This is a genomic window from Pseudomonas sp. 20P_3.2_Bac5 (assembly GCF_025466035.1).
GTDB lineage: Bacteria > Pseudomonadota > Gammaproteobacteria > Pseudomonadales > Pseudomonadaceae > Aquipseudomonas.
Window position 1 is genome coordinate 60,620 of the sequence record NZ_JANLOA010000068.1, and the last position, 26,148, is coordinate 86,767.

The 26,148-nt window shown below is 64.3% G+C and carries 30 protein-coding genes; 11 read left to right on the forward strand and 19 right to left on the reverse strand.

The window, feature by feature from the left end:
- Positions 1-188: 188 nt before the first annotated feature.
- A complete protein-coding gene (locus NTD88_RS12700; RefSeq protein ID WP_262155301.1) occupies positions 189-1,097 on the forward strand; it encodes a DMT family transporter in 909 nt (302 codons plus the stop codon).
- On the opposite strand, the gene NTD88_RS12705 is transcribed toward NTD88_RS12700, so the two are convergent.
- The 3 genes from NTD88_RS12705 to cysK all read right to left on the reverse strand — a co-directional run bounded on the left by NTD88_RS12705 (position 1,054) and on the right by cysK (position 4,318).
- Positions 1,054-1,923, reverse strand: a complete 870-nt coding sequence (locus NTD88_RS12705) for a DMT family transporter (protein WP_262155302.1) — start codon at positions 1,921-1,923, stop codon at positions 1,054-1,056. The two genes, NTD88_RS12700 and NTD88_RS12705, sit on opposite strands and share 44 nt — an antisense overlap.
- Positions 1,924-2,238: 315 nt before the next feature.
- On the reverse strand, positions 2,239-3,174 hold the full coding sequence (locus tag NTD88_RS12710; RefSeq protein WP_095153903.1) for an aspartyl/asparaginyl beta-hydroxylase domain-containing protein: 936 nt from the start codon (positions 3,172-3,174) through the stop codon (positions 2,239-2,241).
- Between the two features lie 169 nt (positions 3,175-3,343).
- The gene (gene cysK, locus NTD88_RS12715) at positions 3,344-4,318 is read right to left on the reverse strand and encodes a cysteine synthase A (RefSeq protein ID WP_262129183.1); all 975 of its coding nucleotides are present in this window, start codon (positions 4,316-4,318) and stop codon (positions 3,344-3,346) included.
- A 127-nt stretch (positions 4,319-4,445) separates the two neighbouring features.
- Between cysK and NTD88_RS12720 the strand changes: the two genes are divergently transcribed.
- The 3 genes from NTD88_RS12720 (at position 4,446) to NTD88_RS12730 (ending at position 7,699) form a co-directional block, all read left to right on the forward strand.
- Positions 4,446-5,519 (forward strand): DUF748 domain-containing protein, encoded by a 1,074-nt coding sequence (locus NTD88_RS12720; RefSeq protein ID WP_262129182.1) that lies wholly within the window; start codon positions 4,446-4,448, stop codon positions 5,517-5,519.
- A gap of 136 nt (positions 5,520-5,655) precedes the next feature.
- Complete coding sequence (locus NTD88_RS12725; RefSeq protein ID WP_095153906.1) at positions 5,656-6,501, forward strand: AAA family ATPase; 846 nt, start codon at positions 5,656-5,658, stop codon at positions 6,499-6,501.
- A 19-nt stretch (positions 6,502-6,520) separates the two neighbouring features.
- Positions 6,521-7,699 (forward strand): vWA domain-containing protein, encoded by a 1,179-nt coding sequence (locus tag NTD88_RS12730; RefSeq protein WP_095153907.1) that lies wholly within the window; start codon positions 6,521-6,523, stop codon positions 7,697-7,699.
- 55 nt (positions 7,700-7,754) lie between these two features.
- Here the strand turns inward: NTD88_RS12730 and NTD88_RS12735 are convergent, their stop codons facing one another.
- From NTD88_RS12735 to NTD88_RS12760, 6 genes are read right to left on the reverse strand one after another with little or no spacing between them, the layout of a single operon-like run.
- Positions 7,755-8,672: a biotin-dependent carboxyltransferase family protein gene (locus NTD88_RS12735; RefSeq protein ID WP_262155303.1), complete on the reverse strand. Its 918-nt coding sequence runs from the start codon at positions 8,670-8,672 to the stop codon at positions 7,755-7,757.
- Positions 8,669-9,373, reverse strand: a complete 705-nt coding sequence (gene pxpB, locus NTD88_RS12740; RefSeq protein WP_262155304.1) for a 5-oxoprolinase subunit PxpB — start codon at positions 9,371-9,373, stop codon at positions 8,669-8,671. The genes NTD88_RS12735 and pxpB overlap by 4 nt, the downstream gene beginning before the upstream one ends.
- Positions 9,370-10,122, reverse strand: a complete 753-nt coding sequence (locus tag NTD88_RS12745; RefSeq protein ID WP_262155305.1) for a 5-oxoprolinase subunit PxpA — start codon at positions 10,120-10,122, stop codon at positions 9,370-9,372. Before NTD88_RS12745 ends, pxpB begins: the two co-directional genes overlap by 4 nt.
- Positions 10,123-10,143: 21 nt before the next feature.
- Positions 10,144-10,665: a DUF2937 family protein gene (locus NTD88_RS12750; RefSeq protein WP_262155307.1), complete on the reverse strand. Its 522-nt coding sequence runs from the start codon at positions 10,663-10,665 to the stop codon at positions 10,144-10,146.
- Between the two features lie 11 nt (positions 10,666-10,676).
- Complete coding sequence (locus NTD88_RS12755; protein ID WP_262155308.1) at positions 10,677-11,453, reverse strand: class II glutamine amidotransferase; 777 nt, start codon at positions 11,451-11,453, stop codon at positions 10,677-10,679.
- A 20-nt stretch (positions 11,454-11,473) separates the two neighbouring features.
- Positions 11,474-11,956 carry an MFS transporter gene (locus NTD88_RS12760; RefSeq protein WP_095154330.1) on the reverse strand — a complete coding sequence of 161 codons (483 nt, stop codon included), beginning with the start codon at positions 11,954-11,956 and terminating at the stop codon, positions 11,474-11,476.
- Between the two features lie 82 nt (positions 11,957-12,038).
- Here NTD88_RS12760 and NTD88_RS12765 point away from each other — a divergent pair, with 82 nt between their 5' ends.
- Complete coding sequence (locus tag NTD88_RS12765; RefSeq protein WP_262155309.1) at positions 12,039-14,090, forward strand: S9 family peptidase; 2,052 nt, start codon at positions 12,039-12,041, stop codon at positions 14,088-14,090.
- Positions 14,091-14,176: 86 nt separating this feature from the next.
- The gene (locus NTD88_RS12770; protein ID WP_175651333.1) at positions 14,177-14,650 is read left to right on the forward strand and encodes a cyclic nucleotide-binding domain-containing protein; all 474 of its coding nucleotides are present in this window, start codon (positions 14,177-14,179) and stop codon (positions 14,648-14,650) included.
- On the opposite strand, the gene NTD88_RS12775 is transcribed toward NTD88_RS12770, so the two are convergent.
- Entirely contained in the window at positions 14,647-14,922 is a 276-nt protein-coding gene (locus tag NTD88_RS12775; protein WP_262129175.1) for a hypothetical protein, read from the reverse strand. The two genes, NTD88_RS12770 and NTD88_RS12775, sit on opposite strands and share 4 nt — an antisense overlap.
- 125 nt (positions 14,923-15,047) lie before the next feature.
- Between NTD88_RS12775 and NTD88_RS12780 the strand changes: the two genes are divergently transcribed.
- The 3 genes from NTD88_RS12780 to NTD88_RS12790 all read left to right on the forward strand — a co-directional run bounded on the left by NTD88_RS12780 (position 15,048) and on the right by NTD88_RS12790 (position 16,400).
- A complete protein-coding gene (locus NTD88_RS12780) occupies positions 15,048-15,419 on the forward strand; it encodes a YajD family HNH nuclease (RefSeq protein ID WP_095153916.1) in 372 nt (123 codons plus the stop codon).
- A 72-nt stretch (positions 15,420-15,491) separates the two neighbouring features.
- Entirely contained in the window at positions 15,492-15,962 is a 471-nt protein-coding gene (locus NTD88_RS12785; protein ID WP_075806095.1) for an RNA methyltransferase, read from the forward strand.
- A gap of 75 nt (positions 15,963-16,037) precedes the next feature.
- Positions 16,038-16,400 (forward strand): DUF2892 domain-containing protein, encoded by a 363-nt coding sequence (locus tag NTD88_RS12790; protein WP_262155310.1) that lies wholly within the window; start codon positions 16,038-16,040, stop codon positions 16,398-16,400.
- A gap of 158 nt (positions 16,401-16,558) precedes the next feature.
- Here NTD88_RS12790 and NTD88_RS12795 read toward each other — a convergent pair whose 3' ends face one another.
- Both NTD88_RS12795 and NTD88_RS12800 read right to left on the reverse strand, forming a co-directional pair.
- Complete coding sequence (locus NTD88_RS12795; protein WP_410017276.1) at positions 16,559-17,773, reverse strand: hypothetical protein; 1,215 nt, start codon at positions 17,771-17,773, stop codon at positions 16,559-16,561.
- 61 nt (positions 17,774-17,834) lie between these two features.
- On the reverse strand, positions 17,835-18,284 hold the full coding sequence (locus tag NTD88_RS12800) for a YcgN family cysteine cluster protein (RefSeq protein ID WP_262129173.1): 450 nt from the start codon (positions 18,282-18,284) through the stop codon (positions 17,835-17,837).
- Positions 18,285-18,434: 150 nt separating this feature from the next.
- Between NTD88_RS12800 and NTD88_RS12805 the strand changes: the two genes are divergently transcribed.
- Positions 18,435-19,028, forward strand: a complete 594-nt coding sequence (locus tag NTD88_RS12805) for a nitroreductase family protein (protein ID WP_095153920.1) — start codon at positions 18,435-18,437, stop codon at positions 19,026-19,028.
- A gap of 55 nt (positions 19,029-19,083) precedes the next feature.
- Here NTD88_RS12805 and NTD88_RS12810 read toward each other — a convergent pair whose 3' ends face one another.
- From NTD88_RS12810 to NTD88_RS12830, 5 genes are all read right to left on the reverse strand, one after another.
- Positions 19,084-20,016 carry a D-2-hydroxyacid dehydrogenase gene (locus NTD88_RS12810; protein WP_095154333.1) on the reverse strand — a complete coding sequence of 311 codons (933 nt, stop codon included), beginning with the start codon at positions 20,014-20,016 and terminating at the stop codon, positions 19,084-19,086.
- A gap of 78 nt (positions 20,017-20,094) precedes the next feature.
- On the reverse strand, positions 20,095-20,388 hold the full coding sequence (locus NTD88_RS12815) for a YcgL domain-containing protein (RefSeq protein WP_095153921.1): 294 nt from the start codon (positions 20,386-20,388) through the stop codon (positions 20,095-20,097).
- Positions 20,385-21,518: a ribonuclease D gene (gene rnd, locus NTD88_RS12820; RefSeq protein ID WP_095153922.1), complete on the reverse strand. Its 1,134-nt coding sequence runs from the start codon at positions 21,516-21,518 to the stop codon at positions 20,385-20,387. Before rnd ends, NTD88_RS12815 begins: the two co-directional genes overlap by 4 nt.
- 123 nt (positions 21,519-21,641) lie before the next feature.
- The gene (locus NTD88_RS12825) at positions 21,642-23,276 is read right to left on the reverse strand and encodes a phosphoethanolamine transferase (protein ID WP_262155312.1); all 1,635 of its coding nucleotides are present in this window, start codon (positions 23,274-23,276) and stop codon (positions 21,642-21,644) included.
- Positions 23,277-23,467: 191 nt separating this feature from the next.
- On the reverse strand, positions 23,468-23,833 hold the full coding sequence (locus tag NTD88_RS12830; protein WP_095153924.1) for a 5-carboxymethyl-2-hydroxymuconate Delta-isomerase: 366 nt from the start codon (positions 23,831-23,833) through the stop codon (positions 23,468-23,470).
- A gap of 109 nt (positions 23,834-23,942) precedes the next feature.
- On the opposite strand from NTD88_RS12830, the gene NTD88_RS12835 reads away from it, so the two are divergent.
- Positions 23,943-24,170, forward strand: a complete 228-nt coding sequence (locus NTD88_RS12835; RefSeq protein ID WP_262129170.1) for a hypothetical protein — start codon at positions 23,943-23,945, stop codon at positions 24,168-24,170.
- A gap of 39 nt (positions 24,171-24,209) precedes the next feature.
- On the opposite strand, the gene NTD88_RS12840 is transcribed toward NTD88_RS12835, so the two are convergent.
- Together NTD88_RS12840 and NTD88_RS12845 are read right to left on the reverse strand one after the other, a co-directional pair.
- Entirely contained in the window at positions 24,210-25,160 is a 951-nt protein-coding gene (locus tag NTD88_RS12840; protein ID WP_262155314.1) for a sulfotransferase family protein, read from the reverse strand.
- A complete protein-coding gene (locus NTD88_RS12845; RefSeq protein ID WP_262155315.1) occupies positions 25,148-25,969 on the reverse strand; it encodes an aspartyl/asparaginyl beta-hydroxylase domain-containing protein in 822 nt (273 codons plus the stop codon). Before NTD88_RS12845 ends, NTD88_RS12840 begins: the two co-directional genes overlap by 13 nt.
- Between the last annotated feature and the right edge of the window lie 179 nt (positions 25,970-26,148).

Sequence of the window (26,148 nt, forward strand, 5' to 3'; positions counted from 1 at the left end):
CGCGGCGCAGGCCGCTGCACAGGGGCGGATCAGCCAAATCGGAATCACTCTGCCAGCATCGCGAACAGGCGTTTTTGCGCACTGGGCGACATTAACCGGCATGAACGGATTCAGCCCGCAAGAAAGCGGACGAGATCGCCCCGGCTTATGCCTTACACTCCTTCCCCCGTTTCTGCCCGGAGAGTCCCGTGAGCCCCATCGCTTTGTCCCGTCTGCTGATCCTCGCCGCCGTCTGGGGCGCCAGCTTTCTGTTCATGCGCATCATCGCCCCGGTGCTGGGCACCGTGCCGACGGCGTTTTTCCGGGTGTCGATCGCCTGCGCCGGATTGCTGGTGATCCTCGCGCTGATGCGGGTGCGCTGGGATTTCCAGGGCAAGTTCAAGGTCGCCCTGATGCTCGGAATGATCAACTCGGGGATTCCGGCGACGCTCTACGCGGTGGCCGCGCAGGTGCTGCCGGCCGGCTACTCGGCGATCTTCAACGCCACCACGCCGCTGATGGGCGTGCTGATCGGCGTGCTGTTCTTCCAGGAAACCATGACGCTGCCCAAGCTGCTGGGGATCTTCCTCGGTCTGCTCGGCGTGGGAATTCTCAGCGGTGCCGGGCCGGTGGCCTTCGACCTGAAGCTGATGCAGGGCGCCCTCGCCTGCCTCGGTGCCACCACCTGTTACGGCCTGTCAGGCTTTCTCGCCCGGCGCTGGCTGGACCAGCGCGGCGGCCTCGACAGCCGTTTGTCCGCGCTGGGCAGCATGATGGGCGCCACCCTCCTGCTGACGCCGCTGTTCATCTGGAGCGTCGCCACCCAGCCACCCGCGAGCTGGGGCGGATGGCCGGTGTGGCTGTCACTGCTGGGCCTGGGCCTGCTGTGCACCGCCTTCGCCTACATCCTGTACTTCCGCCTGATCACGGAAATCGGTCCGGTGAAATCCTCCACCGTGACCTTCTTGATCCCGGCATTCGGCGTGCTCTGGGGCGCCTGGCTGCTGGACGAGCCGATCTCCACGGCGCACCTTTACGGCGGGCTGCTGATCGGCCTGGCCCTGTGGCTGGTGCTCAAGCCCGCGCCGGCTGGCGGAACACGAACAACAAGCCGATAACGATCAGCCCCATGCCCAGCAGGCTCAGCGCGGCGAGACGGTTACCGAAGATCAGGTAATCCATCACCGCGGTGACCGCGGGCACCAGGTAGAACAGGCTGGTCACATTGACCAGATTGCCCCGGGCAATCAGCCGGTACAGCAACAGGGTCGCCAGCACCGAAACCACCAGGCCCATCCACAGCAACGAGCCCCACAGTTGCGCGCCCGGCTGCACCGCCAGCGGCTGGAACGGCGCAAACAACGCGCACAGCAACAGGCCGGCGAGGTACTGCAACGGCAGCGTGCCAAGGGGATCGCGGGTGATGCGTTTCTGCATGATCGAACCGAAGGTCATGCTCGCCAGCGCCAGCAAGGCGAAGCCCATGCCAGCCAGGGAGATCCCGCCCAGGCCGAGCCCTTGCCAGACCACCAGCACCAGCCCGGCCAGACCAAGGCACAACCCGAACAGCCGACGGAACGAACGTTGCCGTTCCATCAGCGCGACGGTGAGGATTGGTTGCACGCCCATGACCGTGGCCATGACGCCGGGCGTGACCTTCAGGTCCAGCGCCAGCAGGTAGAAGATCTGGTAGGCGCCGAGTAGCACCGCACCGGTGATCAGCGCCTGACGGATGGCTGCGGGTTCACGGGGCCAGCGCAGCCTGAGCAGCGGCCCGAGCAACAACAGACCGCCGAGGGCGATGAGAAAGCGCAGCAACAGAAAAGCGAAGGGCGTGGCCTGCGCCAATCCCAGTTTGGAAACGATCGCGCCACTGCTCCAGAGCAGGACGAACAGGCTGGTGGTAGCCGCCGAGGCCACGGATGCTTTGGAAAGAACAGACATGAATTTGCCACCTGTATTCGGGCAAGTAAGCCGAACGGCCGGAGGGGCCGCACTCAGAAGATCGGGATGGGATATGGGCCGATCAGGCCACTACCACCACAACGACGCTGCTGACAGGTGAAGGAGGGCTGATGACCGCCGGCGCACGCACAACCACGACCGCGTCGGGCGCGGTAGCGAATACGGTGGTGAGTGGGGTGGAGGACATGAAGAGGTCTTCGGATGAGATGAAGTGCTGAGGACTATAACCGTGGCCATTTAATGGCGCAAGACACTCTCGCTGGCAAGCGGTGCGCCGCTTGCCAGCGATTGAAATCAGAACAACCAGCGATACAGCAGATAAGCCACAACCACCGCCAGCACCGGCCGCATCACGCGGTAGGCCTTGGGATTGGCGCGCTTGAAGGTCTTCACCCGGGCGCTGATGACATTGCTGAATTTCTTGCTCCAGGCATACGCCTGGTTGATCCCGCCGACGCGCTCGTCATCGGTGTTCTGCGGCGCGGTGGCGCGGCCAAGGAACGCACTGACCTTGCGGTTGACGCGGGTCATGAACGGGCTGCTCAGCGGACGCTCGACGTCGCAGAACAGGATCACCCGGGTAGTTTCGGTTTCGTTCTTCACCCAGTGCACGTAGGTTTCGTCGAACATCACGTCTTCACCGTCGCGCCAGGCGTAGGGCTGGCCGTCGACGTAGATCCGGCAGTTATCGGAGTTTGGCGTGGACAGCCCCAGGTGATAACGCAGGGAACCGGCGAACGGGTCGCGGTGCGGGTTCAGGTGACTGCCGCCGGGCAGCAGGGCGAACATCGCGCCTTTCACATTGGGAATGCTGTTGACCAGCTCGACGGTCTTCGGGCACAGCAGCTCGGCCGAAGGCAGGGCCTTGTCGTACCACTTCAGGTAGAAACGCTTCCAGCCCTTCTTGAAGAACGAGCCGAAACCGGCGTCGTTGTCCTTCTCGGCGGCACGGATGTAACCCTCGTCGAACAGGTGCATGGCCTCTTCGCGGATGGTTTCCCAGTTGTTCTTCAGCACATCCAGCTCGGGGAAGCGCTCGCGGTCCAGGTACGGCTTGGACGGTACGCCGGAGAACAGGTACATCAGCGAGTTGTAAGGCGCGAACAAGGCCGAATGGTTGACGAACTGGCGCAGCACGGGAAGGCGTGCCTTGCCGCGCAGGTGCACGTACAGGACGCTGCCGAAGAACAACAGCAGTACGCCAGCCTTGGCGACGAAGGAAAAAGTCATGCATCACTCCTGGAATTTTCGTTCAGGCTCGGCGCCGGAAATCGTCCATGATAAACCGAACAGGCCCCGGTAAAAACAACCGGGGCCTGATAGAGAGTTTTGAGGATTATGTAACAACGGCGGGATCGTGGATTTGCCGGAGATCAGGATTTAGCGGTATGCCCATCGCTTACTGCAGGTTTTCCTGATCGGTGAACAGATCACTGAACAGCATGCTGGACAGATACCGCTCACCGGAGTCCGGCAGGATCACCACGATGGTCTTGCCCTGCATTTCCGGCTTCTCGGCCAGGCGCACCGCAGCAACCATTGCCGCGCCACAGGAAATACCGCACAGAATCCCTTCTTCCTGCATCAGGCGCAGGGCCATGGCCTTGGCGTCGTCATCGCTGACCAACTCGACCTGATCGACGATCGACAGGTCGAGGTTCTTCGGCACGAACCCGGCGCCGATGCCCTGGATCTTGTGCGGGCTCGGCTTGATTTCCTCGCCAGCCAGGGCCTGGGTGATCACCGGCGAAACCACCGGCTCCACGGCCACCGAGAGGATGGCCTTGCCCTGGGTGTTCTTGATGTAGCGCGATACGCCAGTAATGGTGCCGCCAGTACCGACGCCCGCCACCAGCACGTCAACCGCGCCATCGGTGTCGTTCCAGATTTCCGGGCCGGTGGTCTTCTCGTGGATCGCCGGGTTGGCCGGGTTATCGAACTGCGCCGGCATGAAGTAGGTCGACGGGTCGCTGGCAACGATCTCGTTGGCCTTCTCGATGGCGCCCTTCATGCCTTTCGCCGGCTCGGTCAGCACCAGTTCGGCGCCCAGGGCCTTGAGCACCTTGCGGCGCTCGATGCTCATCGACGCCGGCATGGTCAGCACCAGCTTGTAGCCACGGGCGGCGGCAACGAAGGCCAGGCCGATACCGGTGTTGCCCGAGGTCGGCTCGACGATGGTCATGCCCGGCTTGAGTTTGCCGCTGCTTTCGGCGTCCCAGACCATGTTCGCGCCGATCCGGCATTTGACCGAATAACCCGGGTTGCGCCCTTCGATCTTGGCCAGGATGGTGACCCCGCGCGGGGCGATGCGGTTGATCTGCACCAGCGGCGTATTGCCGATGGAATGGGCGTTGTCAGCGAAGATACGGCTCATGGCAGGAGGTCCTTTTGGCACCGAGCGAAAAGCTCAAGGGTAAGCCTGCCATGGGGGTGCGTCTACCCCGGCCGAACTCCGCGGCCTTGACGGCGGTCAACCCTTCATGCGCATCCGGGAGACGCCGATGAAACGCCGCTACCGCTGGCCCTTGGTGGGCCTGGCCAGCCTGATCCTGCTGCTGCTCGCCCTGCACCTGTCCCTGCCCTGGCTGGTGCGCGACTACCTCAATGGCAAGCTCGCCGACATGGGCGAGTACCGCGGCCAGGTCGCCGATGTCGACCTGGCGTGGTGGCGCGGCGCCTACAAAATCAACGGCCTGACCATCGTCAAGACCAGCGGCAAGGTGCCGGTGCCGCTGCTCGACGCGCCACTGATCGACCTGTCGGTGAGCTGGCATTCGCTGTGGCACGACCATGCGGTGGTCGCCGAGGTGACCTTCCTCAAGCCCGAGCTCAACTTCGTCGATGGCGGCAACAAGCAGGCCTCGCAGACCGGTCGCGGCACCAACTGGCGCCAGCAACTGGAAAAACTCCTGCCGATCACCCTCAACGAAGTGCTGATCCAGGACGGCACCCTGACCTTCCGCAACTTCAATTCCAAACCGCCCGTCTCGCTCAAGGCCACCCAGCTCAACGCCAGCATCCACAACCTGACCAACGTGGTGGACAAGGAAGGCCGCCGCGACGCCAGTTTCGAAGGCAAGGCCCGGCTGCTGGGCGACGCCGCCGTGGAGAGCACCGCGACGTTCGACCCGCTGAGCAATTTCGAAGACTTCGAATTCCGCCTGCGTGCCACCGATATCCAGTTGCGCCGCCTCAATGACTTCGCCAGCGCCTACGGCAAGTTCGACTTCAACGCCGGCCACGGTGACCTGGTGATCGAAGCCCGGGCGCAGAAAGGCAAACTCAGCGGCTACATCAAGCCGCTGCTGCGGGATGTCGAGGTGTTCAACTGGCAGCAGGACGTCGAAAACAAGGACAAAAACTTCTTCCGCTCGATCTGGGAAGCGCTGGTCGGCGCCAGCGAAACGGTGCTGAAGAACCAGCCGAAAAACCAGTTCGCCACCCGCGTCGAGCTTTCCGGCAGCGTGCACCAGAGCGATATCAGCGCCTTCGAGGCGTTTTTGCAGATCCTGCGCAACGGCTTTATCCAGGCCTTCAGCGCACGATATGAGCGCTCGCCGCCCAAGTCTGACTGAGTCATTGAGTGACGGCCCATTCAGAGACTGAATGGGCCGTCTGCGTTCCCAGTCTCGTAGGACGCACGTTATAGTCGCGCATGACAATTTTCCGCCAGGGCCATGCCCCTTGGCATCCGCAATTGAGGATGGGCACATGAAGTTCGAAGGCACCAGCGCATACGTCGCCACAGACGACCTGAAACTGGCGGTCAACGCGGCGATCACCCTGGAGCGGCCACTGCTGGTCAAGGGCGAGCCGGGCACCGGCAAGACCATGCTCGCCGAGCAACTGGCCGAATCCTTCGGCGCCAGGCTGATCACCTGGCACATCAAGTCCACCACCAAGGCCCACCAGGGCCTCTACGAATACGATGCGGTCAGCCGCCTGCGCGACTCGCAACTGGGCGTGGACAAGGTCCACGACGTGCGCAACTACCTGAAGAAAGGCAAGCTCTGGGAGGCCTTCGAGGCTGAAGAGCGGGTGATCCTGCTGATCGACGAGATCGACAAGGCCGACATCGAGTTCCCCAACGACCTGTTGCAGGAACTGGACAAGATGGAGTTCTACGTTTACGAGACCGACGAGACGATCAAGGCCAAGCAGCGCCCGATCATCATCATCACCTCGAACAACGAAAAGGAACTGCCGGACGCCTTCCTGCGCCGCTGCTTCTTCCACTACATCGCCTTCCCCGACCGCGACACCCTGCAGAAGATCGTCGACGTCCACTACCCGAACATCAAGAAAGACCTGGTCAGCGAAGCGCTGGACGTGTTCTTCGACGTGCGCAAGGTGCCGGGCCTGAAGAAAAAGCCGTCCACCTCCGAACTGGTGGACTGGCTCAAGCTGCTGATGGCCGACAACATCGGCGAAGCGGTGCTGCGCGAGCGCGATCCGACCAAGGCCATTCCGCCGCTGGCCGGCGCCCTGGTGAAAAACGAACAGGACGTGCAGTTGCTTGAGCGCCTGGCCTTCATGAGCCGTCGCGGCAACCGCTGAGCCAACGGGGGCGAATGCCATGCTGCTCAACCTGTTCAATGAAATGCGCGCGGCGAAAGTGCCGGTGTCGGTGCGTGAACTGCTCGACCTGATCAATGCGCTGAAGGCGCGGGTCACCTTCGCCGACATGGACGAGTTCTATTACCTGTCGCGGGCGATCCTGGTGAAGGACGAACGCCATTTCGACAAATTCGACCGCGCCTTCTCGGCCTACTTCAAGGGCCTGGAAAACCTCGACCGGCATCTGGAAGCGCTGATTCCGGAAGACTGGCTGCGCAAGGAGTTCGAGCGCTCGCTGACCGACGAGGAACGCGCGCAGATCCAGTCCCTCGGCGGGCTGGACAAGCTGATCGAAGAGTTCAAGAAGCGCCTGGAAGAACAGAAGGAACGCCATGCCGGCGGCAACAAGTGGATCGGCACCGGCGGCACCAGCCCGTTCGGCTCGGGCGGCTTCAACCCGGAAGGCATCCGCGTCGGCGACGCCGGCAAGCGCCAGGGCAAAGCGGTCAAGGTCTGGGACCAGCGCGAGTACAAGAACCTCGACGACCAGGTCGAACTGGGCACCCGCAACATCAAGCTGGCCCTGCGCCGGCTGCGCAAGTTCGCGCGCCAGGGTGCCGCGGAAGAACTGGATATCGACGGCACCATCGACCACACCGCCCGCGACGCCGGCTTGCTCAACATCCAGATGCGTCCGGAGCGGCGCAACACGGTGAAGCTGTTGCTGCTGTTCGATATCGGCGGCTCGATGGATGCCCACGTGAAAACCTGCGAGGAACTGTTCTCCGCCTGCAAGACCGAGTTCAAGCACCTGGAGTACTACTACTTCCACAACTGCGTGTACGAATCGGTGTGGAAAAACAACCTGCGGCGGACCTCCGAACGCACCTCCACCCTGGACCTGCTGCACAAGTACGGCGCCGACTACAAAGTGGTGTTCGTCGGTGACGCGGCCATGGCGCCCTACGAAATCACCCAGCCGGGTGGCAGCGTCGAGCACTGGAACGAAGAAGCGGGTTACGTGTGGATGCAGCGCTTCATGGAGAAATTCAAGAAGCTCATCTGGATCAATCCGTATCCGAAGGACACCTGGAACTACACCGCCTCCACCAACATCATGCGCGAGCTGGTAGAGGACCGGATGTATCCGCTGACGTTGCGGGGGCTGGAGGAAGGGATGAGGTTTTTGTCCAAGTAATTTCTGTTGCTCTTTGGGGCCGCATCGCTGGCAAGCCAGCGATGCGGCCCTCAGCTCAAACAAACCTCTTGAGCCAATCCCGCATCTCGGCCCACGCCAGTTCCTGCACCACCGCCCGAAACCGCACCCTCTCCCCCGGCAAGCACTGCGCCAGCCGTGCCAGCGCCAACGGCGTCAGCGCACCCAGCCGCGGATACCCGCCAATGGTCTGCCGGTCATTGAGCAACACAATCGGCTGCCCATCCGGCGGCACCTGCACTGCGCCCAGCGGAATGCCCTCGGAAATCATCGGCTGGCCCTGATACTGCAACGCCGGCCCCAGCAAGCGAATGCCCATGCGGTCGGCCCGGCTGTCCAGCGTCCAGTCACGGTTGAAGGCGTCGAACAGGCTCTGCCCGCTGAACTCGCCCAGTTGCGCGCCCATCACCAGATCCAGCAGCGGCTCGCCATCGAACGCAGGCCGTAACACCAGCGGCACCTCGCCGCGGCCCGTCGGCTGCCCGGCATATTCCAGTCTGTCGCCCTTGACCAGCGCCCGCCCCTCGCCATCCGGCCCGCCAAGCCCTTCGCGCACCACCGTCGCGCAACTGCCCAGCACCTGCGGCACCGCGAAGCCGCCCGGCGCGGCAAGATAGGCGCGGGCGCCATGCAGCGGCTGATTGAAGCGCAGGCGCTGACCCCGACGCAGGGTGAAGCTGCGCCAGGGTTTGAGGGGTTGTTCGTCGAGCCGGGCATCCAGATCGGCACCGGTCAGGGCCAGGCAGCAATCCGCCTCGGCCACCAAAGCAAAGCCGCCGAGGGTGATTTCAATGACGGCCGCCTGCGCCGGGTTGTCCAGCAGCCAGTTGGCCCAGCGCGCCGATACCCAGTCCAGCGCCCCGCCCTGGGTCACGCCCAGGTGACGCACGCCAAAACGGCCGTTGTCCTGCAACTGGCACAGCGGTGTGCTGGCCTCAACCGTCAGTACGCTCATGCCTGTTCCTCCAGCGGGGTGTCGTCCCCGCCCAAGGCCAGAAATTCAGCGTGGGTGATGGCCACGAAACGCACGCGGTCGCCGGGCTGCAGCAGGCTGTAGCCGTCGCGCTGGCGGTCGAACAACGGCGCGGGGGTGCGTCCGATCAGGTTCCAGCCGCCCGGCGACAGCGCCGGATAAGCCGCGGTCTGGCGCTCGGCGATACCGACGCTGCCGGCCGCCACGCGCTTGCGCGGGGTCGGCAGCCGTGGCGAGGCCAGGGATTCCTCCACCAGGCCCATAAAGGCGAAGCCCGGCGCGAAACCCAGGGCGAACACCTGATACTCGCGACCGCTGTGGCGGCGGATGATCTCGTCCTCCGACACGCCGCAACGGGCCGCCAGCACCCTCAGTTCGGGGCCGACACTGGCGTCGTACCACACCGGAATCTCAAGCCGCCGCCCGCCCGCGCCGTTGTCCGGCTGCAGATCGCGCAGGGCGTTGTCGATCAGGTTGCGCGCCTCTCGCGGCGAGCACTGCAATAGGTCGAACTGCAACATCAGCGTGGTGTACGACGGCACCAGGTCGACCAGCCGCTCGCCGAACACAGCCCGCAGCCGCTGGCTGGCGGCGAGCATCCAGGGCATGTTGGCTTCGTCGATGGCATCGAACAGACGGACCATCAGGCAATCGATGGCGACCACTTCGACGCGCAGCTTCATGGCGTGGCCAGGGCGTCCAGCGCCTCGCGGATCTGCCGTACCGCCGCCACCGCGCTGTGGTTGTCGCCGTGCACGCAAAGGGTCTGGGCCCGCAGCCGCACCGCGCTGCCATCACTGGCGGTCAGCGGCTCGCCGCGGGCCAGGCGCAGGGCCTGTTCCAGTACCAGGGCAGGATCGTGATGCACCGCCCCCGGCAGGCGCCGCGACACCAACCGGCCGGCAGCGTCATAGGCGCGGTCGGCGAAGGCTTCGAACCACAGCGTCACGCCCAGTTCGTCGCCCAGCGCCTGCGCCGCGCTATCGTCAGCAGTAGCCATCAGCATCAGCGGCAGGGTCGAGTCGTAGGCGGAGACGGCTTCGAGCACGGCGCGCAGGGTGTCCGGGTTGGCCATCATGTCGTTGTACAAGGCGCCATGGGGTTTGACGTAGGCGACGTGGGTGCCCTGGACCCGGCAGATGCCGTCCAGCGCACCGATCTGGTAATGCAGCAGGTCGCGGATTTCCTCGTTGCTGCAGGCCATGGACCGGCGGCCGAAGCCTTGCAGGTCCGGGTAGGCGGGATGGGCACCGACCAGCACCTTGTTGGCCGCCGCGAGGGCCACGGTCTGGCGCATGATGCCGGGGTCGCCGGCGTGGAAACCGCAGGCGATGTTGGCGCAATCAATGAAGGGCATGACCTCGGCATCCAGACCCATGGTCCAGTTGCCGAAGCTTTCGCCCATGTCGCAGTTCAGGAGCAGACGACTCACACGGGCCTCCGGTTTAACGGTTCAACGCCAGCTTGGCTGCACAGCTTTCCGCCGGCCGCCCATGATGACCCAGCCGACCAGCAGCAACAGGCTCTCGATCAGCAGCGCCAGCAGCACCGCGCAGCCCAGGCCCCAGGCCCCGGCTTCGGGAGTCAGGAGGATCTGGTAGCTGTAGCCCTTGAGGGTTTCTTCGCGGATCGCCGGGTCCGGGCGCGTCAGCACGTGCAGGGTGCGACTCAGCCAACCGCTCTGCAGCGCCTGCCATTCGCTTTCCAGCATCTGGTTGCGGCTGAGCAGGCTGTCGATGCTGTTGGCATCGCTCTGGAACACCGGGTCGTCGCTGGCGCGGTAGTGCCGCACCAGCGCCTGCAAATCGCCCTTGAAGAAGCGCTGCGCAGTTTGCTCGAAGCCTTTAAGGCCCTCGCGCGACTCCAGCAGATGCGCCTCGACCCGCTGGCTGTAATCGTTGATCAGGCCGGGAATCTGCACCCCCAGCAGCAAACCGCAGGTAAACAGGATCAATCGCAGGTAGCTTCTGAGCATGACGCCTTTCCTTAGCGGGCCTGACCCCGTGCGATGCATTCGCCGCGCCGCCACAGGCCCCATTGGCCGGGCTCGTAGCGGTGCCAGGTTTCGTTTTCCGTGAGCGCCTCGGTGGCGATGACCGTGACCACGTCGTTGGGGGTGGTTTCGGCCTGGAAGTCGACGATCATGTCGACATCCTTGAGCCGGGCCGGGCCGAACGGCGCGCGCCGGGTGATGTGTACCAGCTTGGTCGAACAGAAACAGAACAGCCAGTCGCCATCACTGAGCAGGCAGTTGAACACGCCCTTGCCGCGGTATTCGTTGCAGGCCTGTTCGAGCACCGGAATCAGTTCTTCCACCTCCACCGGCTCCGGGAAGGCTTCGCGGATACGGTTGAGCAGGTCGCAGAAGGCCGCTTCGCTGTCGGTGTCGCCGATGGGCCGGTAGAAAGTCGTCTGACCGTTGAACTCGGCCAGTTGGCCGTTGTGCGCGAAGCACCAGTTGCGCCCCCACAGTTCGCGGACGAACGGGTGGGTGTTGGACAGGCAGACCTTGCCGACGTTGGCCTGGCGGATGTGGCCGATGACCACTTCACTCTTGATCGGGTAGCGCTGCACCAGGTTGGCGACTTCCGACTCGCAGCTCGCGGCCGGGTCCTGGAACAACCGCAGGCCGCGCCCTTCATAGAAACCGATGCCCCAACCATCGCGGTGCGGGCCGGTGCGGCCGCCGCGCTGCATCAGCCCGGTAAAGCTGAAAACGATATCGGTGGGGACGTTGGCGCTCATGCCCAGTAGTTCACACATTGCTCGGGTCGCTCCAGGCGTTACAGACGCGGTTCGAGACGTTGGCGCGGGCCGCCCGGCGGCAATTCCGGCGGCTCCTCGCGGTAGCGGCTGGCACTTGTAACAGGCTCGGCCATGACTTCGTCGGCATCACGCTTGGCGGCGGCTTCGGCGCGCTCGCGACGGGCACGGGCGCGGGCCTCCAGCGGCAGGCGGATGGCGACGAAGATAAGGTAAAGGGCGAAGGCGATCATGCCGTACATGGCCAGATCGGAAGCAGCGCGCCAGACGTTGTTGCCGACCTTGAACAGCATGTCCAGGGCGGTAATGGCGATGGCCGGGGCGAACAGCTCCTTGACCGGGTCGATGATGGTCGGGGTCAGCAGCAGCACCGCCATCAACACCCGCAGCGGCTCGCGCAGCCAGCGCCACATCCAGCCGGTGATGCGGAAACCCACCCACAGGCAGCCCAGGGCGGCCAGGGCGTACAGGCCCCAGGCGAACAGATAGTCGTTTTCGGTCATGGCGTCCGTGGAAAGGTAGGCAAACAGGCGCTTATGATAACGGCTTTTCCGCGCGCAGGCGCCCCCCAGCCAAGAGAACCCCATGTCCGCTACCGCCAACGCTTCCCCTGCACCGATCGCCCGCCAGGGCGACGGACCGGATCCCTACGCCTGGCTACAGGAGCGCGACGCCGCGGAGGTCATGGCCTACCTGGAAGCCGAGAACGCTTATCAGCAGGCGCAACTGGCCGACCAGGCGCAACTGCGCGAGCAATTGTTCGAAGAGATCAAGGGCCGCATCCTCGAAACGGATCTGTCGCTGCCCTCGCCCTGGGGCCCGTACCTGTACTACACCCGCACCACGGCGGGCGACGAATACCCGCGGCACTATCGCTGCCCGCGTCCGGCAGACGACTCGAACAGCGTCGACCAGGACCGCGAAGAACTGCTGCTCGACCCCAACGCCCTCGCCGACGGCGGTTTCCTCAGCCTCGGCGCCTTCAACGTCAGCCCCGACCACCAGCGCCTGGCCTACAGCCTCGACACCAGCGGCGACGAGATCTACACCCTGTACGTCAAGGAACTGGCCAGCGGCGAAATCCGCGAACTGCCGTTCGACGACTGCGACGGCAGCATGACCTGGGCCAACGACAGCCAGACGCTGTTCTTCACTGAACTGGACGACACCCACCGGCCCTTCCGCCTGTACCGCCACCGCTTGGGCAGCGCGGACGCCGAGGCGGTGTTCGAAGAAGCCGACGGGCGTTTCTTCCTGCACTGCTACCGGGCCAGTTCCGAGCGCCAGTTGATCCTGCTGCTCAACAGCAAGACCACCAGCGAAGCCTGGGTGCTGGACGCCAACACCCCGGAGCAGTCCTTCACCTGCCTGGCAGCGCGGGTCGAAGGCCACGAGTACTACCCCGACCACGGCCAGCTCGACGGCGAGTGGCGCTGGTTCATCCGCAGCAACCAGGACGGCATCAACTTCGCGTTGTTCCAAGCACCAAGCGGCGCGGTACCGAGCCGCGCCGACTGGCAGGTCCTGGTCCCGCACCGCGACGACATCATGCTGGAAGGCCTGACCCTCAACGCCAGCGCCCTGACCCTGAGCCTGCGCGAAGGCGGTCTGCCGATCATCGAAGTGCATCCGGCGGGGCTGCCGGTCTACCGCGTGCAATTGCCGGATGCCGCCTACAGCCTGTACGTGCAGGACAGCCTGGAATTCACCAGCCCGCGCATCCGCCTGCGCTACGAGGCGCTGAACCGCCCGGCGCAGGTGCGTCAACTGGTCCTCGCCTCGGGCGAGCAGGCCGTGCTCAAGCAGACTCCGGTGCTCGGCCCGTTCGATGCCGACGCCTACGTCAGCCGCCGCCTCTGGGCCACCGCCGGCGACGGCACGCGCATCCCCATCAGCCTGGTGCAGCGCCGCGAAGACCTCGGCCGTCCGGTGCCGCTGTACCTGTACGGCTACGGCGCCTACGGCGAAAGCCTCGACCCGTGGTTCTCCCATGCCCGCCTGAGCTTGCTGGAGCGTGGCGTGGCCTTCGCCATCGCCCACGTGCGCGGCGGCGGCGAGCTGGGTGAAGCCTGGTATCGCGCCGGCAAGCAGGAACACAAGCAGAACACCTTCGACGACTTCATCGCCTGCGCCGAACACCTGATCGCCGAGCAGGTGACCAGTGCCGGGCAACTGGCGATCAGCGGCGGCAGCGCCGGTGGCCTGTTGATCGGCGCGGTGCTCAACCAGCGCCCGGAACTGTTCAAGGTCGCCATCGCCGAAGTGCCGTTCGTCGATGTGCTCAACACCATGCTCGACCCCGAGCTGCCGCTGACCGTCACCGAGTACGACGAATGGGGCAACCCGCAGGAACCGGAGGTTTACGCGCGGATCAAGGCCTACGCGCCGTACGAAAACGTGAAAGCCCAGGCCTACCCGTCCATGCTGGTGATCGCCGGCTACAACGACAGCCGCGTGCAGTACTGGGAAGCGGCCAAGTGGGTGGCGCGGCTGCGGGTGACCCGCACCGACGACAATCCCCTGCTGCTCAAGACCGAACTGGGCGCCGGCCACGGCGGCATGAGCGGGCGTTATCAGGGCCTGCGCGACGTGGCGCTGGAATATGCCTTCATCCTGAATGAGCTGGATGTGGTGTAAATCGCGTTTTCCGTTGTCAGAGCTTGCACCGCGACGCCAGTCGCGGTGCGATCACCACAACTCGACAACAAGAAAGACGGAACGCGATGCCTGAAGCCACCTTCCTCACCAACGAAATCCGCGACCTGTTGATGGACTGCGGCCTGTTCGACCAGCTCCTGCCCGGCGACTTCCTCGCCGCCGCCGGCTATTTCGCCCTGAGCAGCATGGACGCGGGCCAGGAGATATTCCGCGAAGGCGATGCCGGCACCTTCATGTGCATCATCGTTCACGGCCAGGTATCGGTACGCAAGACCGACGCCGACGGCCGCGAAGTGGAAATCGCCATCCTGCGCAAGGGCCGCGCCTTCGGCGAAATGGCCGTGCTGGACGGCGAGCGGCGTTCGGCCTCGTGCCTGGCCGCCAGCGATTGCCAGTTGCTCAGCCTGGGCAAGGACTCGCTGGAAAAAATGCTCAACGACGCGCCGAAAATCGCCGCGAAAATCATCCGCGCGCTGGCCGTGGCCCTGTCCAAGCGGTTGCGCATGCTCGATGGTCAACGCTTGTCGCAACAGGTCTAGCCGTCTTTCGCCCGCTCCTTGCCGGCATCCGGGGACAACCCGGGCAAGGGTTGATCCTTCGGCGGCGCGGGCAGCGGCACGGGCGGTAACAATGGCGCTCCCGGCTTGCCGGAACCGGCGCGCGGCACGACAGGCGGCGACACCTGCGGATACGGCGTCGGGGTCGCGGTTCCCGGGGCGCCGGGCACCGGTGCGATGACCCGCGGTTGCAGGTCGGCGGCCTGGGCCGTGGCGAGACTGGCCCAGCACAGCAGGATACTCGTCAGACGCATGGGGGGCTCCTGGTCGAGGTTCTACACTACAGGCTACTCCGCCGCGCAGCAGTTTGCCTGCCCAGGCGCGAGTAGTGGCGTTAAACTGGCGTCAAAACCGTAACAAGCCCGAGCAGGTATAAAAAATGACTTCCTCTTCCTCCGCTGCCGCCACCGCGCGGCTCGATCGCATTCTCGCCGACGCCAAGCGCGACGATGAGCGCGGCTATCGCCAGAAAGCCCTGAGAATGTATCCCCACGTCTGCGGCCGCTGCGCCCGTGAGTTCGCCGGCAAGCGCCTGAGCGAACTGACGGTCCACCACCGCGACCACAACCACGACAACAATCCCCAGGACGGTTCCAACTGGGAATTGCTGTGCCTGTACTGCCACGACAACGAACACTCCCGCTATACCGACCAGCAGTACTTCAGCGAAGGCTCCACCAGCACCCCGAGCATCGCCAAGGCCACCCATAACCCGTTCGCCGGGCTCGCCGGATTGCTGAAGAAGGACTGAAGTCCGACTTTTCGTACAAAGCCATGCCGGTGACCCCGTATACTCGCGCTTTTTTGCGAAGGGGCCCGGCACGTGGCGAACAAACGGTACAGCTGCATTGGCCTGTACAACCCCAAATCCCCGGAAAACGTCGGTTCGGTCATGCGCGCCGCCGGCTGCTATGGCGTCAACTCGGTGTTCTACACCGGCAAGCGCTATGAACGCGCCCGCGACTTCGTCACCGACACCAAGCGGGTGCACTACGACATCCCGCTGATCGGCATCGACGACCTGCAGAAAATCATTCCCCTGGGCTGCACCCCGGTCGCCGTGGAACTGGTGGACGGCGCTCGCCCGCTGCCGGAATACACCCACCCGGATCGCGCCATCTACATCTTCGGCCCCGAGGATGGTTCGCTGGACGACGACGTCCGCGCCTGGTGCGAAGAAACCATCTACATCCCGACCAACGGCTGCATGAACCTCGCGGCCACCGTCAACGTGGTGCTCTACGACCGCATGGCCAAGGGGTTGAACACCCGCTCCGGCCCGCGCTTCAAGTAACCGGCCACACCGATGGAACGCCGGTCGCGCACCGGCGGTCTGCTGACTATCACGTACCCGACAGGAGCATCGTCCATGTCCCAGAAGATCGAGATTCCGAGCACGCCATTCCAGAGCACGCCAGAACAGAACGTCCACGGCTGGGAGCGCGCAAGCTCCGTGGCCACCGGCGTGCTGATGGTGGGCAAGGGCTTGCGCCGCGGCGGCCTGTTCGGCCTGATCCAGATGGCGATTGGCGGCGCGGTGCTGGCCCGTGGCGTGACCGGGCATTGCGCGGCCAAGAGCCTGCTGGAGCGCGGCCGCGCCGACCTCGACCAGATCCGTTCGCGCATCGAGCGCAGCGGCAGTGAGTTGAAGGCGTTGAAGGCAAGCGCCGAGGCGGCTACGCGGGAAGCGACGGTGACGGGGAATGTGTCGCTGGTGAATCCCAAGCCGTGATTTGAATGCTGTATCGCTGACGGCGCTTCGCGAGCAAGCTCGCTCCTACATCATCCATCGATCGCAACGCCCACGGACCTGTAGGAGCGAGCTTGCTCGCGATGCACCGGCACTGAGAACCTAGGTATGTAGATCCCCACAGACCGACAACACCCACACTATTTCAACAACGAACTCTGCAACACCTCTGACTCCCGCCCCAACACACTCTCCGCCAACTGCACGAACTCCGCGGTACTCACGCTGTTCACCCGCATCAACGCACGGGTCAGGTCGTCCAGTGAGCGTTTGTTCTGGCTGTGCAAGCGTATCTCCCGGTCCAGCGCCTGCAACAGCAGCACCGCGCGGGAGATAGTCGCGCCGCTGATCTGTTCGCCACGCACGCTGGTGACCGCCTTGCCTTCCTTGTTCAGCCGCGCTTGCAGCGCCTGGTAGCGGTCATCGCTGATACCGCCAGCACGACGCAACAGTTCGATGGAGTAGTACTCGGCCAGACCCTCGGTGATCCAGTCGCTGCCCTCGCGGTCGCTGATCCGCGCGAACACCCGCACCAGCTCGCGCAACAGCGGGCTGCTGCCGTTTTCGCTGACCAGCGGCGTGGCGCTGTTGAGGAAAATCGAGTTGTTCGCCGCCCGCGCCCCGCGCCACAGGTGCTCGCGCGCGCCGACCAGCAGCAGCTTCGGCGGCGTACGCGGGAACACCGCCTGGTATTGCGGCCAGACGAAGGTCAGCAGAGTCAGCGCATCCATCCGCCGCAGCCCCTGGCCGAAAGGTCCGGCGACGCTGACCTCGGTGTCGCCCAGCCGGGTACGCCGGGCGCCGACGTTGCCGGCCAGCATCCAACCGGTGGAGCGGTCGAACAGCCGCGAGACGTTGTCGATGCGAAAACGCTGCTTGCCCACCCGCGGCCAGGCGGTTTCGATGCTTTTCCAGCCAGCGGGCAATTCCAGCGTCAGGCGCGCCACCAGTTCGGTGCCGTCCTGCTGGTCGAGGCGCGCGGGCGGCACCAGATCATCACCGCGAAACAGCGCCCACTCCGACGACAGGCGGCTGTCATGGCTGCCGTTCTTCAAACGATGGTTGAGGTGCACCCGATAGCTCAGGCTGGCCTTGCCCGGTGCCGGGCGCCAGACACCGCGCTGGTTGTCGGCCTGTTGCTGCCACGGGCCATCGGCCTTGAAATCGCTGTACAGGCCGTCCTTGCCCAGGTCGAAGTCGAGGCTGCGGACCTGCGCGCCGTCGGCGAGGGTCACGCGCACTTCGGCCTGCCCGGTCTGCGGCAGCAAGCGCACGTGGTAGTCCAGATCGACTTTTTTCGCCCAGGCGGCATTGCTCGCCAGCAACAACACGACCCACGCCAGATGGTGACGCACAGACATCGCCCGACTCCTTGTTTGAATGCGATGACCGCGAAAGCAGGCTCTACAGCAAGCCTTAGCTGGCGCGGAAAATCAGATAGTCTTCCCAGTCATCCTCGTCCACGCTCTCCTCGCTGAGCATGCGTCCGGATTGTGATATGCGCTGCTTGTGCACCTGCTCGCGGTCGCCACACACCAGATGGTGCCAGCGCGGCAGGTCCTTGCCCTCGCTGACCAGGCGATAGCCGCAGGTCGGCGGCAGCCACTTGAACTGATCCGCCTTGCCCGGAGTGAGCTGGATGCAGTCCGGGACATGCGCGAAGCGGTTGGGGTAGTCGCTGCACTGGCAGGTCTTCAGGTCCAGCAGTTTGCAGGCGATCCGCGTGTAATAGACGCTGTTGTCGTCTTCGTCTTCGAGCTTTTGCAGGCAGCACAGGCCGCAGCCATCGCAGAGCGACTCCCATTCCAGACGATCAAGCTGATCGAGGGTCTTGCGGGTCCAGAACGGTTCGGGAGTTGCCTGCATGTCGCGGTGATCCTGTTTCAAAATTCTTCTGCTCTATCGAGCGGCGCCAGTCTAGGACGAGTGCTTCGCCTTTGCCAGACCGCTTGTCAGGGTGTGTAGGACAGGCGTAGTTTTGCAAATCATTTCATACCCCCCCTGTCAGGAACCCGCATGAGCGCCAATCCTCGCGTTGCCGAATACGCCATCAACGAACAGTTCATCCAGCGCTGGTCACCGCGGGCCTTCACCGCCGAGCCGATCGCCGAAGAAACCCTGCTGAGCTTCCTCGAAGCCGCACGCTGGGCGCCGTCGGCCTACAACTCGCAACCGTGGCGTTTCCTCTTCGCCCGTCGCGACACCGCGAACTGGGAGCGTTACCTGGGCCTGCTCAACGAGTTCAACCGTAGCTGGGCGCAGCATGCCTCGGCGCTGGTGATCGTGTTGTCCAAGACCACCTTCACCGCCCCCGGCGCCAGCGAAGAAACCCCGGCGCTGTGGCACACCTTCGACACAGGTTCCGCCTGGGGTCACCTGGCCCTGCAGGCCAGCCTGAGCGGCTGGCATACCCACGGCATGGCCGGTTTCGATCAGGAACTGACCCGCAAGGAACTGAAGATCCCTGACGAGTACGTGCTGCATGCGGTCATTGCCATCGGCAAGCTGGGCGACAAGGCGACCCTGGCCGAGTACCTGCAAGCCCGTGAAGTGCCGAGCCCGCGTCGCCCGCTGAGTGAGCTGGCGGCCGAGGGTGATTTTACGCTGTAAGGCATTAGCGCTTTATCGCTGCGGTTCGGAGCACCGAACCGCAGCGATGCCGATCTCAATACCCCCGCGCGAAATCCACTTCCCCGCGCAACGCCTCTCCCGCGCCATACGCCCCCAGGTTCTCCACGAACAACCGCGCCATCGCCACCGGCGAGGTCGGCGCCGAGCTGTGCCCGGTCAGCAGCAGGCCCAGGGCCGTCCAGAACGGATGATTGCGCGGCAGCGGCTCCTGGCGGCAGACATCGATCACCGCGCCGGCCAGATGGCCTTTGGTCAGTGCGTCGACCAGGTCACCATCGACCACCGCCATGCCACGACCGGCATTGATGAACAGCGCATCGGGGTTGAAGCGGGCGAACAGCGCAGCGTCATAGATATCGTGGGTAGCCGGCGTGTCCGGCAACAGGTTGACCACATAGTCCACCTCGCCCACCAGACGGCCGAGATCGTCCAGCCCCGCCACTTCGATAAACGGCGCCAACACACGCGGCTGGCTGGCGACGCCATAGAGGTGAACGCCGAACGGCACGAGGAACTCGCCAACCTGGCAACCGATGTCACCGGTGCCCACGATCAGCACCCGGCGCCCTTCCAGGCTGCGCCCGAGGCGGCCATCCCATTTGCGCTCGACCTGGCTCATCAGCCGGCTCAGCACTTCACGTTCGTGGCCGAGCATGTAGGTCAGCACGTATTCGGCCATGACCTGGCCGAAGATACCCACGGCGCGGGTCAGGCGGTATTCACGGGGCAGGCCATGGGCCAGCAACGGCGTGATTCCGGCCCAGGTCGACTGCACCCAGTCCGGCCGGTGCCCCTGGCGCAACAAGGTCGCCAACAGGTCCGGCTGACCGAGCCAGACCGGGCAATCCGCGGCCAGACGCGACAGTTCGGCGGAATCGCCACTGGTGAGGATCTCGAGATCGGGCAGGGCCTCACGCAGCAGACGGGTGTAGAGGGCGTGATCCTGTTCGGCGATCAATACGCGCATATCGATTACAACCTTGCAAAACGGCGGGATGGCCAGCGTACGGCGGCTGGCCACATGGAGACGAAAACGGGGACGGGATCAGACCGGATCGTTGCGGCGCAGCAGTTCTTCGGGCAGGTGCTCGATGTACTCGTCCTCGAGCGGCGGCATCTGCAGGTGGTAACCCTGCTGGTCGAGGTTTTCCAGGACCTTGGCGATGTCTTCGCGGGCCAGCTTGCGCTCCGGGCTCAACACCAGGTCAAAAGCCAGTTGCGGCGTGCCGAAGGCGGGCAGCAGCCCTTCGGGCACGCGCGCCAGGCCATCGGCCTTGAGCACGTAAAGGTACATTTCGTTCTTGCGCGGGCTTTTGTAGATCGAGCAGATACGTTTCACGAGACTTCTCCAGCAGTGGCCAGGCAGTCCAGCAGCGCCTGGCCCATCCGCTCGCGGCGCCAGCCACGCAGCGAATCAGGCAATTGGTAAGGACCGTCGGGGTAACCGCTCTTGAGCAGCGCCTCGAGGGTTTTCTTGCGCAGCATCAGCTCCGGGGCGATGCTCAGGCGCTCGGCTTCGGCCTGGCCGATGGCCCGCAGTTGTTTCAGCAGCGCCGAGGCTTCGATCGGCAGCGGCTCGGGCACGGCCGGCGGCCACTCGGACGGCGGCAGGCTGCCGGTGCGCTTGATCAGGTCAAGGAGGAACTCGCCGTCCTGGCGCAGGGTGCGCGGGTGCATGTCTTCGATACGGGCCAGCGCCGCCAGGTTGTCCGGCTGGGTCCGGGCCATCGGCCACAGCGCGTGCTCACGCACCACGCGGTTACGCGGCAAATCACGCGCCCGGGCCTCGCGCTCGCGCCAGGCACACAGTTCGCGCAGCACCGCCAACTGGGCGCGGGACAGTTTCCAGGCCAGCTTGGCGTCGCGGTACAGCTCAAAGGGATCGACATCGCGGCGCAGTTGCAGCACCAGTTCGGCGCCGTCGTCCAGCACCCAGGCGTTCTTGTCGTCGCTCAGCTGCGGACGCAGGCGCACGTACAACTCGGCCAGGTGCACGGCGTCTTCCGCAGCGTAGCTGATCTGGGTTTCGGAGAGTGGGCGTTGCAGCCAGTCGGAGCGGGTCTCGCCCTTGGGCAGTTCAATGCCCAGCACTTCCTGAACCAGCCGCGAGTACCCCATGGAGAAGCCGAGGTTGAGGTAACCGGCGGCCAGTTGGGTGTCGAACAGCGGCGCCGGCAGGCTGCCGGTCAGGCGCAGGAGGACTTCGAGGTCTTCGCTGCAGGCGTGCAGCACCTTGGTGACGGCGGGATCTTCGAGCAGTTCGGCCAGCGGCTGCCAGTCGTTGACCCGCAGCGGGTCGATCAGAAAGGCGCGTTGCCCATCACCGACCTGGATCAAACCGGCTTTGGGATAGAAGGTGTCGACCCGCATGAACTCGGTGTCGAGTGCCACGAAGGGCAGTTGACGCCACTGCTGGCAATGCTCCGCCAGGCTGCGGTCGTCAGAAATCCAGTGAATATCGATGGCCACAAGGCTCTCCCACGAACAATGGCGCGCAGTATATACGGCACAGGCCACTGCCGGGAAACCGCCCGACAGCCCTCTCCCTATGGTTTGTAAGAGAAGCAGACGAAGCGGCTTTTTGCATCCGACTCAGGAGGTAGTCCCTTTCGGCCGGCAACCGGCGAACAGGTCCAGTTGCGGGTTGTACAGGGCGGTTTTCACCTGCAACAGGCCGAGCATGGAGTGGAACAGGTTGTCCTGGCTCAGCGGTTGGTCACGCTCCTGTTTCAGGCAGTCGACATCCACGCCGAAGCTGCTGCGGTAGTTGTCGGAGAACCAGGCCAGCATCGGCACATGTTTCTGTTGCTCCGGCGCCACCATGTAGGGCGTGCCGTGCAGGAACAGGTTGTACTCGCCCAGCGACTCGCCGTGGTCGGACAGGTAGAGCATCGCCGTGTCCACCTTGTCCTGCTTGCTGCGCAGCAGGTCGATCAGCGAGGCCAGCACGTGGTCGGTATAGGCCAGGGTGTTGTCGTAGCCGTTGATGATGCTCTGCCGGTCGCACTGGTTCAGCGCGTTGCTGTGGCAGACCGGGGTGAAGCGCTCGAACTGCGCCGGGTAGCGCTTGTAGTAATCCGGGCCATGGCTGCCCATCTGGTGCAGGACCAGCACGGTGTCTTCCTTCAGGTCGTCGATGCGCGCGGCCAGGTCCTTGAGGAGGATTTCGTCATGGCATTCGCTGTCGGCGCACAGGCCCGGCTCCTTGAGGTTGCTGACATCCTCGAAGTGCACCCGGTCACAGGTGCCCTTGCAACCGGACTGGTTGTCCCGCCAGTACACCGCCAGGCCGGCGCGCTGGAGCATGTCGAGCAAGCCTTCCTGGTTTTTCGCGGTCGTGGCGTCGTAGGTCTTGCGGGTCATGCCGGAGAACATGCAGGGCACCGACACCGCCGTCTCGGTCCCGCAGGAGGTGACATTGCTGAACGCCACCAGGCCCTGCTCTTTCGCCAACTGTGGCGTGGTGTCACGGCTGTAGCCGAGCAGGCCGAAGTTTTCCGCCCGGGCACTCTCGCCCACCACCAGCACGGTCAGCGACTTGCGAGGATGGCCAGCCCAGGCCGGCGACAGCGTGGCGTCTTCGCCGATCGTGCGGAACGACTGGGTCGCCCCGCCGACTTTTTCCCGTACATAGTTCACCGAGGCGCCGATGTAGTTGCTCGGCACGACCATCAGGCGCAGTTCATGGTGATTGCGAAACAGCGAGGCCAGGCCCTGATAGTTGAGCATCGCCACCGCCGCGAGGATCAACAGGCTGGCCAGGCCAACCCATAACTTGCGCAACAACTCGCGGGGCAGACTGCGGAAGTTGACGGGTGTCCTGAGCAAAATAAAGGTCGGCACCACGCCCAATAAAACAATATAAACAAGCAACTTCAGCGACAGCAGATCGCGCACTTCCGTCACGTTGGTTTCCACGGTATTGCGCAACATGCCGATATCGATCAGCACGCCGTATTGATTCATGAAGTACGCCACCCCGGCGCTGACAATAAACAGCAGCGCCAATAGCGGTTTGAGGGTTTTGCGAAACGTCAGCACGGTCAGTACGAAGTTGAAGGCGCACAGCAACAACACGCCGAACGCCAGCCGCAGCAGCAGCCCGTGAGTGTCGCCCTGGAGCACCGTGGAAACGTGCGCCCACAGGACCGAGTTGAAACCGAGCAACAGATAGACACTGGCAAACAGCGTCACCCACTCGGGACGCAACGACTTTATTTTCAACATGACGTTTCGCTTATGTAGAGTTCCCCGCCGAGACCGTTGCGGCCCCGCCTTTTACCGGGCGAACTTTAAGCAGCCATTCATCAATTTTCCGTGAAAAAAGCGCGAACAAACAATGTTCTGGATGAAGCTTTGTTAATCCTCGCCGTGCGTTCAGCCGCGGTTCAGAAACAGCGGCTGTTTTTTAGCTGACGTCAGGCAGGCAAACGCACTTTGGAATAAGAATCGCGATCGATATCGAGAATTTCCACGCACAACTGAATATCCACACCCGCCTGGGCCGGAACCACATCCTTCAGCGCCTCCAGCAGGCTGGCGGAGAGTTGCCGTTTGATTTCCGGAGAGCGGCCGCTCAACAACGCCAGCTTCACATGAACAAACGCCCGCTCCAGCGGAGCGATGCCGACCCGGAACACCTCATGGGCCACGGCCCGGCTCTTGATATCCAGCTCGTCGCTGAACTGGCCGCTGGCGACCAGCGCACTGTTCAGGCGCAACAGCGCTTTGTCGGTGTCGAGGGTGCGCAGGTTGGCGCTGTACTCCAGATGCAGTTGGGGCATTTCGGTTTCCTGAGGCGGGACAAAGAGCCACAGCCTACTCCAGCTACCCATCCCGACAAAGGCAACTATCCTGAAGATTCACGCCCTCAACCTCAGGAGAACCGTAACCATGCCGGTTAAGCACGATTTACTCGCAGACCTGCAACTGACCCGGGAAGCATTCGAGGACCACAAGAAAAAAGACCCGCACCTGGGCAGCCTGCACCAACACTACCTGAGCAAGGACAGCGAAGTGGTCGAGGCCGAACGGGACGGCAGCCCGGATGACAAGGTCACCAAATTGCGCAAAGAGCGCCTGCTGATCAAAGACCAGATCGTCGCCCACCTGAAACCCTGAACCCGCCCCGGCGCTGACGCAGGCGAGTTCCTCCCCGCGTCAGCGCGACGCCAGACGCAAGGCTTCCAGCGCCTCATAAGACGGTCGCGTCCAGAACTCGATCCGTTCCCGCAATACGTCCGATGCCTCGTCGCGCTTGCGCTGGCTGTCCGGCACGAACGCTTCCGACGGCTGCTTGGCGTGCAGCCCGGCCGCCCGCAGGGCGAGCTGCGCGTCCTCACGGCCAAGACCGAAAAAGCCCGCCAGATGCTCGCCCATGCTCCCCGGCAATTCGGTGTAGTTGACCAGCAGGTTGCCCTCGGCACGGCTGTGTTCCAGGCCCGCCGCCAGCATCAGGCCGAGGCGCCGGGCGATCTCGTCTTCTCGCCCGCCCATGCCCTGGTCACCATCGAGCCACGCCGAACCGAGCATGCCGGGAATCATCTGCATCCCGCCCCGACGCATATGGGAAACGGCGATCTCCAGCGGCTCACGGTACAGGTACAGCCACGGCACCTCGGGGAAGCACTCACGCAACAAGTGCCGCTCACGGATGTTCCAGGCGTCGAGCTTGATCACCAACGCCCGCTCCTGCCCGCCGCGAACCTGGCCATAGGCCGAGAGCAGGCCGCGAATCGCCGCCAGGCGTGTTTCGTGGGGCAGTTCCGCACGCAGCAGGATGTCCAGCGCGGGCGGCTCGGACACCACCACGTGGCTGTCCAGTTGCGCGAGCATCTGGCTGATCAGGGTCGAGCCACACCGCGACGCGTGATAGACGAACGCGCTCGGCGCCACGCCCGGACACTCCGCCTGCCATTGGCTCAACGCGGCAAGGGACGTCTGCCGGCGGAACGCCTGGTTGAACGGCAGGGACAAAGCATCGTCCACCGAGTCGCGGAAAAACGGCTGGTCCAGCCGCTGCTGGCCAAACCAGCACCAGTCCACGCGCCATTCCGGCCCGTCCTGCCAGACGCTGATCGGCAACCAGCCCTGCAAATTCAGACTTTCCATTGATCACTCCAGCGAGCACGTCCTACGCGCATGGCCGACCGCACCTGGTCACGGCCAAAGATGAAGCCCTGTTCGCTCGCCAGCGTCAGCGTCCGCTCGACGAAGGCGTCCTTGTCGCGCAGCGCCTGCAAGGTCGCGCTCGCCTGCGGGTGCTGCTCCAGCCAGCGGGCGAAGTCGGCGAACGCCTGGGCGAAGCGCCCCACCCCGGCCGCGGGGGTGGTGGCCAGCCCGCTGTCGATCGCCGCGTCGAGCCAGGGCCCGGGACGACAATCGATGACCAAGTGGATACGCGGGCTGCAATCGTGGTTCTGCACGCTGTGCGGACGGTCGAGATCGAGAAACCAGCACTCGCCCGCCTGCATCGGCACCCGCCGGCCTTCGAGCATGAAATCCACCTCGGCGGGGGTCAGCAGCGGCACGTGAAGGCGCATGTCGGCGTCCGGGCCGCCGAGGTCATAGTCACGGTGCTCGTGAATATGCCCGCCCGGCCCCAGGCGCATCAGCCGGGCATTGCGGATGTCCACCGACAACCCGCGCAGGCCTTGCTGCCAGCGTGGGTCGCGCACCCAGGGCTGGCGCTCGACCGCGGGGCCGTCGCCGTGGGTCAGTTCACCCGTGGCATCCGCCGGGGAGATCAGCGCAATGCCGCTCCAGTCGCCCTCGAAATAGCGTTGGTTGAAATGCCCTTGCCACAGTTGCTCATCGAGATCCGCCAGCGCCGCCAGCAAAGGCGCCAGGTCGATCGGCACCGGCAAACGTGAGAACGCGGGGCGGCGCGCGGCGCCATCCCGGGAAAACCTGGAATCCATACCCTGGCCCCTCTACCCGACTCCCATTGGAATGCGGCCCAGTCTAGGGCCGGCGCATCGGCCGTCAAGCAAAATGCCATCACCTGTCGCGGCGACAGCTTCGTTGATCCGCGCCTGTCAGGCCTGGCGGAAAATCAGATACTCTCGGCAACCGCTGTCGTGGTCATGAACCCGCGCTC